This is a genomic window from Legionella drozanskii LLAP-1, from assembly GCF_001467585.1.
Classification (GTDB): domain Bacteria; phylum Pseudomonadota; class Gammaproteobacteria; order Legionellales; family Legionellaceae; genus Tatlockia; species Tatlockia drozanskii.
Genome location: NZ_LNXY01000001.1, coordinates 138,470 through 152,036 on the forward strand (window position 1 = coordinate 138,470; position 13,567 = coordinate 152,036).

Consider the following 13,567-nt stretch of genomic DNA (forward strand, 5'->3'; position numbering starts at 1 on the left):
AGCAGCAATGAGTAATACCTTAAAAACCTATTCTCCTATCGATAATTCTCTCTATGTTGAGCGCCCTTTTGCTAATGACCAGGACATTCAACTCGCCCTAACCCGTGCCCAACAAAGCCTAGAACAATGGCGAGAAGTCTCTTTGGCGGAACGAGAGAAATTTTGTACTAGAGCAGTTGACGCGCTGGTTGCAGATAAACAAGAGATTGCTTGGGAAATTTGTTGGCAAATGGGGCGACCTATTTCTCAGGCAAGCAATGAAATCAATGGTTTTGAAGAACGCGCTCGCTATATGATTTCAACTGCAAAGACCGCTTTATCGCCGATATACTTGCCTGAGAAATCAGGATTTATACGTTACATCAACCGCGAGCCTTTGGGGGTTGTTTTAATCATAGCCCCTTGGAATTACCCCTATCTCACCGCAGTTAACGCGCTTATCCCAGCGATCATGGCCGGTAATGCGGTCCTATTGAAACATTCAACGCAAACGCCTTTGGTCGCTGAGCGCTTCGCCAATGCGTTTAAGGCCGCCAATTTGCCCGATGGTGTTTTCCAGTACTTGCACCTTACCCATGATGACACCCAAAAACTTATCCAATCATCACAAATTAACGCAATAACCTTCACCGGCTCTGTCAATGGCGGCAAAGAAATTGAACGTGCAGCCGCCGGACGGTTTCTTAATATAGGCCTGGAATTAGGCGGCAAAGATCCTGCCTATGTTCGAGCCGACGCAGATCTAGATAAAGCGGCAGAAATTACTATGGATGGTGCTTTTTTTAATTCTGGTCAATCCTGTTGCGGTATTGAACGCATCTACGTTCATCAAGAGGTCTATGAGCCCTTTCTGAAAAAAGTGATTTCTCTCGCCAATAAATACCGCTTAGGTCGTCCTGATGATCTTGAAACGACGCTCGGCCCTTTGGTTCTTCCATCTTCCGCAGAATTTGTGCGTGAGCAAATTAGAGAAGCAATAAGTCAAGGGGCCATCGCTCATATTAACAGTGAAGATTTCTCAATGGATCAACCTGGCTCTGCTTATATGGCTCCGCAAATTTTAACTCAGGTCAATCATCAAATGCGGGTGATGACTGAAGAATCTTTTGGACCTGTGGTGGGTATTATGGCGGTTAAGAGTGATGAAGAGGCAATTAAACTGATGAATGATAGTATATATGGCCTCACTGCCGCTGTTTTTACGCAAGATATAGACGCAGGAATAGCTATCGGCGAGCAATTAAACACCGGTACTTTTTTCATAAACCGCTGTGATTATCTTGATCCAGCCCTTGCTTGGACCGGAGTAAAAAATTCAGGTCGTGGCTGCACCCTGTCGTCTATCGGCTATGAATCGCTTACCCGGCCTAAATCTTTTCATATTAGAACTTTTGAGAGATAAAACAACATGAGTAGATTAGCGCTACAAGCAAATTGGAGTTACCCTACTTCCATCCGTGTTGGCCCAGGACGTGCTAATGAACTCCCTGCGGCCTGTCATTCGTTGGCGATGCAAGCTCCTCTTCTCGTCACAGACCCTGCTCTGGCAAAATTACCAATGATTGGTAAAGCCTTACAAGATTGCCGTCACGCAAATTTGTCCGTTTCACTATTTTGCCAGATTAAAGCAAATCCTAGCGGTGAAAATGTGATGGATGGCGTTAATGCTTATCACGCTGGGAAACACGATGGCATTATTGCTTTCGGTGGCGGTTCTGCTATCGATGCAGCCAAGGCCATTGCACTCATGGTAGGCCAGACTCGTCCTTTATGGGATTTTGAGGATCTTGGCGATAATTGGTCGCGTGTCAATGTGGCAGCTATGGCACCTATTGTAGCTTTACCAACTACCGCAGGCACAGGTTCCGAAGTAGGTCGTGCTTCAGTGATTTGCGATACAAAACAGCAGCTTAAGAAAATTATTTTTCATCCCAGAATGTTACCAAGTATTGTCATTCTTGATCCAGAATTAACGCTTGAACTTCCCCCCTCTCTTACGGCAGCAACGGGCATGGATGCACTGTCGCATAGCTTAGAAGCCTATTGTGCACCTCATTATCATCCATTGGCAGAAGGCATTGCTCTTGAAAGTATACGATTAGTGAAGGAGTACTTACCTCGCGCCGTTCATCAGGGCAATAATCTGGAAGCACGCACACAGATGCTGGTCGCTTCCACAATGGGCGCAACGGCATTTCAACGAGGCCTGGGCGCCATGCACGCACTTGCTCATCCTTTAGGCGCCATTTACGACGCTCACCACGGCCGATTAAATGCGGTTCTTATGCCCTATGTTCTGCAGGCAAATCGGGTGGCTATCGAACAGAAAATTTGCCGTTTAGCCGCCTATTTGCAGTTAAAAAACAATTTTACTAGCTTTCTCAATTGGATTTTAGAATTACGTCAGAATCTAGGTATAGAACATTCTTTAAAAGAATTAGGCATCGACGAACATCACATCGATCGAGTTGCCAAGATGGCCACCGAAGATGCGGCCTCATTTGGAAACCCGATCCGTTTTAATGAGCTACAATATAGAGATATCCTTAGAGCGGCAATCAATGGGCAGTTGAATGAGTCCTTGAAAGTGAATGAAGAGGTATGTTGAGAATTGGAGTTTCTATGAATATTGGTATCCTGCAATGTGATGCCGTCAGCGAAAAATACATTGTTGAACATGGCATTTATCCAACAATGTTAGCCAATTTGCTTCATCAAGCGGACCCTAATTTAAGCTTCACAGTCTTTGATGTTAAAAATGGCGAATTACCCGGCCATATCCATGCATCAGACGCCTATCTGATTACTGGTAGCCGCCACGGAGTCAATGATGATATTCCCTGGATTGCGATGCTTGAAAATTTTATCCTTCAATTGCATGCGGTGCAGAAAAAAATAATTGGTATCTGCTTCGGTCATCAACTAATCGCCAAAGCATTGGGTGGAAAAGTGATCAAATCGCCTAAAGGCTGGGGCATTGGCGTGTCAACGAATAAAATTGTTCAACAAAAACCTTGGATGGAACCAGTACAAGATCTGCTCCATTTACTCGTGAGCCACCAAGATCAGGTCGTCGAATTGCCATCCGGTGCAGAAGTGCTTGCTAGTAGTGATTTTTGCCCATTTTACATGCTGCAAATCAATGAACATCTTATGACTGTACAGGGTCATCCTGAGTTCACTAAGGCTTATTCTCAAGCGCTTATTGAAGACCGTAAAGATATTTTAGGAGCGGAATGCACTGAACTAGGATTAATGTCTTTAGAAAAAAATTTAGATAACCATCTAACAGCAAAATGGATCGTTAATTTTTTGCAAAGCTCAAGCTAAAAAAAGAGGATAAGAGTGAGATGAAAAGCTAAATGCAGATAAAAATGAATAATAAAAAACAAATTATTGCCTGGGCACTTTATGATTTTGCGACCTCATCTTATTTTGCTGTGATTCTTACCTTCGTTTTTGCTGCCTATTTCACTAAAAAAATCGCCCCGAATGCAATTGATGGCACTAGTTTGTGGGGATATACCATTTCTGCTTCTGCTTTATTAATAGCTATTCTTAGTCCCATTCTTGGGGCAATAGCCGACTTTGGTGGCTATCATATACGTTGGTTATTTGCTTTTACCTATCTCGGAATAATGTCTACAGCTCTGCTGTGGTTTGCTTATCCCAATGAACATTCTATTTTTCTAGTGTTAATTTGTGTTTTTATTAGTAATTTTGCTTTAGAGGAAAGTGCGGTTTTTTACAACGCATTTCTACCTAAAATAGCCTCCAAAGATTATCTAGGTCGAATTTCTGGCTGGGGATGGGGTTGTGGCTATATGGGTGGTATCTTATGTTTATTATCGGCCCTCTATTTTTTTATTGATGATGGTATTCATTTAGGATTCAATAAAGAAAATGCAGCCAATATCCGCGCTGTAGCATTGCTCGTAGCTGGTTGGCTGGCTATTTTTAGTCTGCCTATGTTCCTCAGCGTTCAAACTCAGAAAAAGAAATATCTACCGATTACCAAGGCTGTGAACAAAGGGCTTAAAGAATTACTCATTACCTTAAAAAATTTACCACAAAATAAAGATATTTTTTTATTCTTAATTGCGCGTATTATTTATATGGATGGTTTAAATACTATCTTTGCATTAGGAGGAATTTACGCAGCAGGAACCTTTAACTTAAGTGTAAGTGAGATCGTCATTTTTGGTATTGTCATGAATATTACCGCAGGTATAGGTGCAGCCTTGTTTGCTTGGTTGGACGATTGGATTGGCTCAAAAAAAACTATTCTTATCGCTCTTTTTTGTTTGCTAATTAGTTTTTGTTTTTTGCTAACCGTAAAATCCAGCACCTTATTTTGGCTAACAGCACCAATATTAGGACTATTTGTAGGACCTGTACAAGCAGCTAGCCGAACATTTTTAGCACGATTAGCAAAGCCAGAAGAGATAACTCGTATGTATGGTTTATATTCTTTTACAGGAAAAATCACTAGCTTTTTTGGCCCATTATTAGTCGGAATATTTACAAGCTTCTTCGATAGCCAGCGCTTAGGGATGGCTATACTTCTTCCCTTTTTTATTGTTGGCGGAGGAATATTATTCTGGGTAGAAGAAGATTTGAAAGATAAAAAATGATCTAAATTTAAGTTTAAAAACTATTCGTTTTATTGATAGCTTTTTTCATGAATTTACTTCTCGATACTAGATTAAGGAATTGCCGATTCAACCAATTATAGGGGAAAGGAAGAGGTCTATAAAAATCGATAAATAAAACCACTCTTGTTTGATTTGATTTATTATAAGCTGCATGCAAAAACATATCATCGAAAACCACGCTTTCCCCAGGTTTCCAGTAATAACAAACTCCATCAACTTCTAAATGACAGAGGTTATTTTCCGGAATGATAATGCCTAAATGATAGCGCAAAACTCCTTTTAAATAACCATAATGTGGATTTATTGTAGCTTGAGGACCAAGTTGAGAAAAAAAGACATTACCAACATTTGGCATTTCTTTAAGTAATTCTGCAGTTTTAGGAAAATATTGAAGGTTTTTAACAATCATTTTATTACCTAATTTTAAAATAATAGTTGTCCAATCAGGAATCTCTTCTTTTTCAGTAGTATCCTTATTCCAAGGTAAGTTACTCCTATGATTACCACCATATAATCCTAATTGAATCAAAGTAGGCTGTGGTAATTTAAGTCGTAAAAAACTTAGATACTCATCGAGAATTTGATTGTAATTTTCTTCAAATACTTTCGCTTGTGGAAAGGATGTATACGGATCGGGATAAGGAGCGTTCTCAAATACCCCGCGCTTGCCAAGATATTGTAGAAACTTATTATAGATATGAACAATTTTGAAGCCTATCATCATCAATTCTCACTATTATTAGTAATATTTAAGCCTTCTTGGTAGCCAAATTCCAATAGTTCTTGTTCTTGATCCTTATTCAAATAATAGATGCTAAATTTACTTAAGTCCGGATTTATTAAAAGATCAGCAAACTCACTAGTCTGCTTTTCTTTCAGTGAAGAGCCTAATAAAAGTGCCTTGATAAAACTATCCCAAACAACTGGATAAGTTTTCACTTTTGTTCTAGTTAGTCGAGCTTTTAAAAATTGAAATAGACCGATTTTCTGCGGAAAATTATATACCGTATTATCAGGACTACTGGCTGAAAGGCATGAGGCAATGATTTTGTTCTTTTTCCCAATCCGATTGCGCATAACATCAATCGGTAAATTATTAATTAAACCCCCATCATAATGTAATTGCCCGTTAATAATACAAGGAGGCAATACACCGGGTATAGAATTACTCGCCATAAGTCGAGAAGCAAGTTCGCCAGAATAGTGAGCTGACTCACTACAGAGAGATAAATTAGCTGTGACACAGAAAAAAGGCCGCCACAGATCTTCAATTTTTGTTTCTTGAAAGATGTCCTGCAAAACAGTTAATGCTTGAGAAGACTTAAAAAACGACACTAATGGCCAAGTTAAATTTTTAACTTGCGTGATACTATAAAAAGTATTAGTTATTCGCTCTAAATTATCCACCACATGATTAAACTCAGAATCATACAAATAGCACGCACCAACAACTGCTCCTGCACTTACACCCCCTATAGCATCAATCTTTATATTTTTTTCAGTCAAGGCTTTAATTAATCCAACATGAAACCAACCTTTTGCTCCTCCACCTCCCAACACCAGCACAGTAGAAGTACCATTGATAAAACGCAATAATCGCTGATAATCTTCGTCCCGATTTTGTTTGATATGGTAATGAAAAGAAAAAGGAAATTTTTCAAGCCATTTTATAGTATTTGAGGGTCGATCCACCTTGTCGTCATGTAGCAAAATTAATTCAATTTTCACATAATCTTGACTCATTTTATTAGTTATTAGACTGATAAGTTTAGGTTCAATGGATAAATCACCCTGGTTATCAGCTAATAAATAAACCGCTTTAACCTTAATTAAATCAACTAATTTTGATAAAATTTCAGCAGAAATTATCACAAGCAAAAAGATATGATTATTTTGATAATTCTGATGACTTATCATTTCTTTTATCACTGCAACTTCATTGGTTTCCACTAAAAATATGTTCTGGTAATTTACCGCATTATTTTTTAATCTTTTCTTGAATTCTTCAATTGAAACTTGGGGATTTGCAGGAATAATAATATGCCACTGTTGAATGGATTCATCGGCTATAAAATTCATTGTTAGCTGCGAACGTGCAATAACCGTTTTTGCCGTCTTTTCCAATATAACGGGGTTGTTATAGCATAAGGCTTTAAATTGTTCAGCTGATAAGCGAGCAAGTTGCGTGGCAACTATTGCTTTGACGGTGAGCATGCGCGGCTCTTCCGAAAGCACACCGGCCTCACCTAAAATTTGTCCTTGTTCAATAGTCCCAATAGCCTGAAACTGCTGATCTTTATCCAAAAGATAACTAGAGATATGTCCACTGATTACAATGTAAATATAATCAGAGCTATCTCCTCTGGAAAAAAGAATTTCTCCTTCTTTTAGATTGATCAGCTCAAACCTAGAAACTAAATCAATTAACTCATTTTCTTCTAAACAAGAAAACAAATCTACTTTTCTTATTACATCAAGGAATTCAATCATGACAGATGAATATATGATTTATTAGATACCTTTAATAAAGCAAAGATATCCAAAAAAAGCAAAATTCTCAGCTCAATACTAAGCTCAATAGATAATCCATCCATTTAACTTGGATGAAAGCGAATATGTTTTATCGATTAGGAACAATAATTTATCGTTTTCGATGGCCAATTATTGCTATTTGGGTAATTATTATTATTTCTTGCACTCCATTTGTAAAACATCTTACAAATCCCTTTAATATTACAGGATTTTTTAGTGAAAAATCAGAAAGCGAACAAACCAAACAATATTTAAATAAGAAATTGAATTATAACAATTACAATAAAATATTTATTCTCTATTACAGTAAAAATCTTTTAGCCACCAATCAAAAATATCTTGATAAAGTCAAAAAATCGTTGGCAAACCTAAAAGATTTTCCGATTAAAACGACAATAATTTATCCTTATGAAAATAAAAAGCAAATAGCAAACGATAAACATAGCTCTTATGTTGTTGTCATCATAAATAGTCAAAAGCAAATAAGTGACAAATTACTGACACAATTTAAGTCTTTGATTAAAAAACCAGCCAAAATGACTATGGAAATGGGTGGAGAACCATTTTTTGTTGAAGATGTGAACCAGCAAACACAAACCGATCTTTATAAAGCTGATTTTATTGCCACCCCAATTTCACTGATTACCTTGGTTATTGTGTTTGGAACACTCGTTTCCGCCTTACTTCCACTGGTGTTAGGTGGAGGTAGCGCATTAATTATACTTACCGGACTCTATTTTTTAGGCCACTATTTTTCTCTTTCTGTGTTTACTTTGAATATCGCTTTATTATTGGGCTTATGTCTTAGCCTAGATTACTCTTTATTTGTGATTAGCCGCTTTCGTGATGAGTTAGGTAATGGATTAGATGTAAAAGAAGCCATAGCTGCTACTCAAGCCACTGCAGGAAAAGCTGTTTTTTTTAGTGGTTTAGCTGTTTTTGCCAGCTTAAGTGCCTTATTGTTATTTCCAATTAATATTCTTTTTTCTATAGCAATTGGTGGATTAACGTCAGTATTCGTTGCAGTTCTAACAGCGATTATACTTTTACCGGCAATTCTTGCTGTTCTTGATAAGAAAATTAATTTGCTGCCAGTAAGATTATTTAAAAAGAAAGAAGGTCATGAATTTAATTTTTGGCATAGCTTGGCAGAAAAAGTGGTTAATCGGCCTCTGTTATATTTTTTTTCTATCCTTAGCTTTTTGCTATTACTAGGTTATCCCTTCTTATCAGTCAAATTTGGCGTATCCGATTATCATCTATTTCCCAATCAATCTGAGCATCGCGCTTTTTTTGATAGCTATGCAGAAAAATTTAATGCCAATGAATTAAATCCGATCCTTGTATCATTGCAATCAAATAGCAAAATATTGTCCCAGAAAAACATCAATAATTTATACGATATTTCTCATAAAATTAAAGATAATCCTCTAGTTAAAAAAGTAATATCTATTGTTAATACTGATCAGGATTTAACTAAATCTCAATACTATTCTTTGTATAATCTCCATAAAAACTTAATTGGCTCAGGCGTTAAAAAACTATTAGAAACCACTACTCGTCATTATTTAACAGTGATGACTGTTATCAGTAAATATCAAGTCGATTCCCCCCAAACAAAGAAACTTATTAATGATTTGGACACTATGACTATCAAAAAAGGCATGAGCCTACATTTAACAGGTACACCAGTCAGTAATATTGATTTGCTCAATTCAATTTCTCAGCTCCTTCCCTATGCTATTTTATGGATTATGGGGTTTACTTATCTCATTCTACTCATTTTATTGCGCTCCCTTTTCTTACCTTTAAAAGCCATTCTCATGAATATTTTAAGTCTTTGTGCCTGTTATGGGGCACTTGTTCTGGTGTTTCAAGAAGGATACCTACATCATTTTCTTAATTTCGAGCCTCAGGGTAAGTTAGACATCAGTCTTCTTGTGATTATTTTTTGCGCATTATTTGGGTTTTCAATGGATTATGAGGTTTTTTTACTCACTCGCATTAAAGAATCCTATGAGCTCTGTGGTGATAACAAAAAAAGCATTATCTTCGGAATTGAGAAAAGCAGCCGAATCATCACCAGTGCAGCAATAATCGTTATTTGCATTTGTTTTTCATTCTTAGTAGCTGATATCCTCATCGTAAAAGCGTTCGGCTTGGGCATTGCGGTTGCTATCTTCGTGGATGCCTTTTTAATTCGTACCTTTTTGGTACCTGCAACGATGACTCTTCTCAAAGGAATAAATTGGTATCTTCCCAGATGGTTGGATAATATTTTACCTCGCTTATAATTTCGATACACTCTTGATTTTATAAGAATTAAATTCAATAATTTCATCGCTTTTTAAGCAAGTCATAAACTCGAATGGAATACATAAAAATGAAATTAAAATCAATTCTAGCTCATTGCTTGGTTTGGAATTTTACTCACCGTAGCTTGACTGCCCTTTTATCTAGTTATTTGTTGGTTTTTACTCCTTTAGCACACAGCGAACGCTATTATCTTTGTGGTCCTGATGAAGATGGATGTTATAAAGATATTTATCAATATTGCGCTTGCATCCCTGTCAATGAAGAAGAGTCGAATAAACCCTATTGTTTTAACTTTGATAAATTATCTTGCACGCCTTTATCGCAAACACTTCATTGTGATCCGGCACTAACTTTCAAAAACCAAGCAAGTTGTCTTGGTGTAATTTTTCAAAGCATACCAAACCCACCTTGTAAAATTCGCTCAAAATCATTTTGCCTGAAACATAACACACCCATTTGCAATAAAGATGGAGAGCCGCAAAGCTGCCAAAGAGAATTTTGACGCGTAGTAACTTTCTTGAGAGGCTCTTGTGCTCAAGCGAGCCTCAAAGAGTAATAATTTCTTGGATCTCAGGCATATAGTATTCGGCTTGACCGGTTTTGATGGTTAAATTTTCTAAAGGTTTATAAAGACTTTTAGCATGGGTATGTCCACAAAATACCGAAAATTTAATTTGCTGGTATTCCTCTGCTGACTCAAGCAAAACTTTACCGGTTGCCTGGGATGAATAATAAGGGAAAAAATCTTTGCTATCCCTTTTTCCGCGGTGAAAGCAACTTTCTTTGAAAGGAGGTACGTGTGTGAGCACTAATATTTGTTTTGCACCAAGAGTAGCTGCTTCAATTATTTTATCTTTTAATTGATGCGCGTCAGTGTCAGCTAATAGCTGCATTTGCTCCAATAAAGGTTTTTTACCCAAACTCTGTTGTAAAAATAAATCAACGATTAAGCGACTATCATTCACTGCTACTGGGCTCTGATAATAATTACCATTACGACCATCTGCCCATCCATCTTGCCCCACTAAATAGATCTCATTTTTTAATAAAACAGGGTTCGTTACCGGAAGCCAATGTAATAACGGCGTTGTATTAGCTAATTGAGACATCTCATTTCTTACTTCTTGTACATATCCGAAATAATAATCGTGATTACCTAAAACAAAATAAATAGGCCGATTAACTGCCCTTCCCATCTCAATTAATATTTCTTTAACGGTAGGCGCCTCAGCAATATCACCACTAATTAAGATTAAATTTACCTTAGCAATAACGATGAATTCATAGAACCTTAGTCGTGAGTTTCGATCTAGAAAATTTAAGTGAATATCAGTGAGCCAGGCAATTTTCATATACGTCTCTCAGATCTTATCCTTTTAAGTCTAGCAAAAAAGAAAAGAGTCAATTGAAGAGAGAGTTTTAAGACATCGATCCTGGGTTGCAATTTGCAGATTCAATCGTATTCACATCAATCAACATTTGCGTATGATGGTCATCTGAATTAGCAAACCGTACTTTCCCTTCTACAATAACTTTTTTACCCAATAACTCACGCTCTTCCTCATATTGTTCAGGTTTAAGTATGAGTTGGAATCGGGATATAGATTCTCCTAAACGATAAAGAGCTCTTGTTTCAGAATTATAGCCTTCACCACAATAGAGCTTATCTGTCGAGAGGATCCAATAAAATTTAGATTGTTTTGAGTCTTTCTCATCAGGTGATATAGGTGCCATACTTATTAATTTGCCCATAAGATGTATTTGGCTACCTTCGATGATGCATTCCTCATCCTGTGGTTGGTGACCTACATCAGCCAAAACTGAGGTATTTAAAGCCAAAGCTATTATGGCAATCATTAATTTCATCAATCCCTCTGCAATTGTATTTTTATTCATAATTATGGGTATAGTAAAAATTTCAAAAGAACTCCAGAAATAAATTAGTTGAGTGTAAATTAATGAACTCATTGACATAGAAATAATACTTATGTTAAGAAAAAGCACCTTAACTTGAATCATTATTTTCATGTTCAAATGCTCTTCTGTATTCGTTTTAACATTAATGGCAAATTTTAGTTTTGCCAAGCCCTGCATATACAATGGAAGTTGTTTTAAGCTGAATAATCAGCATAATCAATCAGCTGAAATTGTCTGCCACAGTAAATACAATGGTTTTTTTCCAGTGGAAGCAGCAGGTAATTCCGATGGCTCAACGCAATTTGATATCAGTTTAAATGACGGCATGGGGTCTCCTGAGCCAGGTCAACTGCAATGTGAAATCAATTTCCCGGGTAATGAGGCCAGTCATAGCTTTAGTTTCCATAACCCATTTTGGGGACCCACCATGGAATTCACCCTTTTATCAGCTCGAAAAATGACTATTGTTGCCTATGATAAGTGGGGTTCTAATCAAAAATATTTTGATTTCAGTTGGTAGTGGAATTAATTGACTTCATAGTCTTAATACCATAGATTTACACCAAAATTTTTATAGGAAGCCCTAATGGACTATCACTATTTCAAAGACATTATTAATAATTTATATGCACGTTATGTAGGCTATGATCAACGCCCAACTTTTTTTGATATTGAGCAAACTTTTCCCGCGTTAACAGAGGTCACTCAGCATTTCGAAACCATCAAAAAAGAATTTGAAAATGTCTTAGCCCAATCACCCAGATTACCACGCTATCATGATATCGACCCCGGTGAAGCTGAGATATCCGATGCTACCCAAAAAAACTGGAATGTTTTTATGCTTTATCTTCTTGGTTATGAACTAGAAAAAGCTCAAAAATTATGTCCCACTATTTGCGGTTTGGTTAAAAAAATTCCGCATTTAATTCAAGCTTTTTTTTCCATTCTCGAACCAGGAAAATCAATTCCACTGCATAAGGGTCCTTATATTGGTTATTTGCGCTATCATTTAGGCATCCATATTCCGCAGAACAATCCTCCGCAAATTATCGTTAATAATCAACCCTATACTTGGCGCGAAGGCGAAGCGGTTATGTTTGACGATTCTTGGCCGCATGAAGTTAGAAATGAAAGTGATGATTTCCGCGCAGTACTCATTATTGATGTGCTTCGCCCCATGCCCTTTTTTCCTCATATGGTTAATCAGCTTGTCACCAATGTCATCGGACGATACTTTTATGGCCGCAAAGTGGTAAAGCGTGCTTTACAATACGATGAAGAAATCAAACCCTTAGCTCAGTAATTAAAACTTCTGGGCTGACATTGAGGAGATAGTTTTCCCCATCGCCAAAATAACCTCATTCATGCAATTACACCACTTAAATGATACTATTTCCCCTATTCAATCTCGTCATGTCTTTATTGAAACGAAAGGCGAACAACGATGTCTGATACACTCCCACAGAATTTTTCTGAAAACGAATTCGAAGTTGTTGAATTTACAAATAATATCCACCCACGAATCTCTATTCGGCCTATGTATTTTGAACTTGGCTTTAGTCCATCACCCTTTATTTATGGGAGAGCTGCGGTGCTTCAGCGCTTGCTTAAAGCTATTGACTTTCTACCTCCAAAGTATGGCTTCCTAATCTGGGACGTTTATCGTCCAAGAGCCATACAAGCGATTATTTTTGAGTGGATGAGCCAAGAAATTCAAAAAAAATTTCCTCATCTCAGCCAGCAAGAAAATTATGAAAAGACCAAAAAATTCGCGTCTCCCCCAGCGAAAGTAGGGGATCAATATTGCCCTCCCCACCTTAGCGGCGGTGCAATTGATTTGACCTTATGTGACGCCTCTAGCGGTGAAGAATTAGATCTGGGCACCACTTTTGATGACTGTTCTGAAAGAGCTCATCGTGATTATTTTGATCAACTAAAACATCTCACTCCAAAAGATAAACTCATTAAAGAGAGAAGAAAATTACTGCAAGATACCTTGGAAAATGTTGGATTTACTTCCTACCCTTATGAGTGGTGGCATTTTGATTTTGGCAATCTATTTTGGAGTCGGATTCATCATTGTTCTGAATTATTCGGGCCTTTGTTTGGCGACAGGGAATGGCCCATCTAAAAGATTCCGATTAAAC

General features: G+C 37.3%; 13 protein-coding genes. 9 read left to right on the forward strand and 4 right to left on the reverse strand.

What is annotated here, in order from left to right:
- The first annotated feature begins 7 nt into the window (after nt 1-7).
- The 4 genes from Ldro_RS00640 to Ldro_RS00655 are packed head-to-tail and all read left to right on the forward strand — an operon-like array spanning nt 8 to nt 4,634.
- A complete protein-coding gene (locus tag Ldro_RS00640) occupies nt 8-1,402 on the forward strand; it encodes an aldehyde dehydrogenase family protein (protein ID WP_058494488.1) in 1,395 nt (464 codons plus the stop codon).
- Nucleotides 1,403-1,408: 6 nt separating this feature from the next.
- On the forward strand, nt 1,409-2,608 hold the full coding sequence (locus Ldro_RS00645; RefSeq protein ID WP_058494489.1) for an iron-containing alcohol dehydrogenase: 1,200 nt from the start codon (nt 1,409-1,411) through the stop codon (nt 2,606-2,608).
- A 14-nt stretch (nt 2,609-2,622) separates the two neighbouring features.
- Nucleotides 2,623-3,330, forward strand: a complete 708-nt coding sequence (locus Ldro_RS00650) for a glutamine amidotransferase-related protein (RefSeq protein ID WP_058494490.1) — start codon at nt 2,623-2,625, stop codon at nt 3,328-3,330.
- A gap of 44 nt (nt 3,331-3,374) precedes the next feature.
- On the forward strand, nt 3,375-4,634 hold the full coding sequence (locus tag Ldro_RS00655; protein WP_238583929.1) for an MFS transporter: 1,260 nt from the start codon (nt 3,375-3,377) through the stop codon (nt 4,632-4,634).
- Between the two features lie 13 nt (nt 4,635-4,647).
- Here Ldro_RS00655 and Ldro_RS00660 read toward each other — a convergent pair whose 3' ends face one another.
- Nucleotides 4,648-5,379 carry an aspartyl/asparaginyl beta-hydroxylase domain-containing protein gene (locus Ldro_RS00660; protein WP_058494491.1) on the reverse strand — a complete coding sequence of 244 codons (732 nt, stop codon included), beginning with the start codon at nt 5,377-5,379 and terminating at the stop codon, nt 4,648-4,650.
- Complete coding sequence (locus tag Ldro_RS00665; RefSeq protein WP_058494492.1) at nt 5,379-7,145, reverse strand: patatin-like phospholipase family protein; 1,767 nt, start codon at nt 7,143-7,145, stop codon at nt 5,379-5,381. The genes Ldro_RS00660 and Ldro_RS00665 overlap by 1 nt, the downstream gene beginning before the upstream one ends.
- A gap of 125 nt (nt 7,146-7,270) precedes the next feature.
- Between Ldro_RS00665 and Ldro_RS00670 the strand changes: the two genes are divergently transcribed.
- Nucleotides 7,271-9,481, forward strand: coding sequence for an MMPL family transporter (locus Ldro_RS00670; RefSeq protein ID WP_238583930.1), 2,211 nt, complete (start codon nt 7,271-7,273; stop codon nt 9,479-9,481).
- Nucleotides 9,482-9,570: 89 nt separating this feature from the next.
- On the forward strand, nt 9,571-10,005 hold the full coding sequence (locus Ldro_RS00675; protein WP_238583931.1) for a hypothetical protein: 435 nt from the start codon (nt 9,571-9,573) through the stop codon (nt 10,003-10,005).
- A 43-nt stretch (nt 10,006-10,048) separates the two neighbouring features.
- Here Ldro_RS00675 and Ldro_RS00680 read toward each other — a convergent pair whose 3' ends face one another.
- Nucleotides 10,049-10,855 (reverse strand): metallophosphoesterase family protein, encoded by an 807-nt coding sequence (locus tag Ldro_RS00680; RefSeq protein ID WP_058494494.1) that lies wholly within the window; start codon nt 10,853-10,855, stop codon nt 10,049-10,051.
- Nucleotides 10,856-10,922: 67 nt separating this feature from the next.
- Nucleotides 10,923-11,531: a DUF4431 domain-containing protein gene (locus Ldro_RS00685; protein WP_065235873.1), complete on the reverse strand. Its 609-nt coding sequence runs from the start codon at nt 11,529-11,531 to the stop codon at nt 10,923-10,925.
- Nucleotides 11,532-11,565: 34 nt separating this feature from the next.
- Here Ldro_RS00685 and Ldro_RS00690 point away from each other — a divergent pair, with 34 nt between their 5' ends.
- From Ldro_RS00690 to Ldro_RS00700, 3 genes are all read left to right on the forward strand, one after another.
- Nucleotides 11,566-11,940 (forward strand): hypothetical protein, encoded by a 375-nt coding sequence (locus Ldro_RS00690; protein WP_058494496.1) that lies wholly within the window; start codon nt 11,566-11,568, stop codon nt 11,938-11,940.
- A gap of 66 nt (nt 11,941-12,006) precedes the next feature.
- On the forward strand, nt 12,007-12,723 hold the full coding sequence (locus Ldro_RS00695; RefSeq protein WP_058494497.1) for an aspartyl/asparaginyl beta-hydroxylase domain-containing protein: 717 nt from the start codon (nt 12,007-12,009) through the stop codon (nt 12,721-12,723).
- A 141-nt stretch (nt 12,724-12,864) separates the two neighbouring features.
- Nucleotides 12,865-13,551: a M15 family metallopeptidase gene (locus Ldro_RS00700; protein WP_058494498.1), complete on the forward strand. Its 687-nt coding sequence runs from the start codon at nt 12,865-12,867 to the stop codon at nt 13,549-13,551.
- Nucleotides 13,552-13,567: the final 16 nt, after the last annotated feature.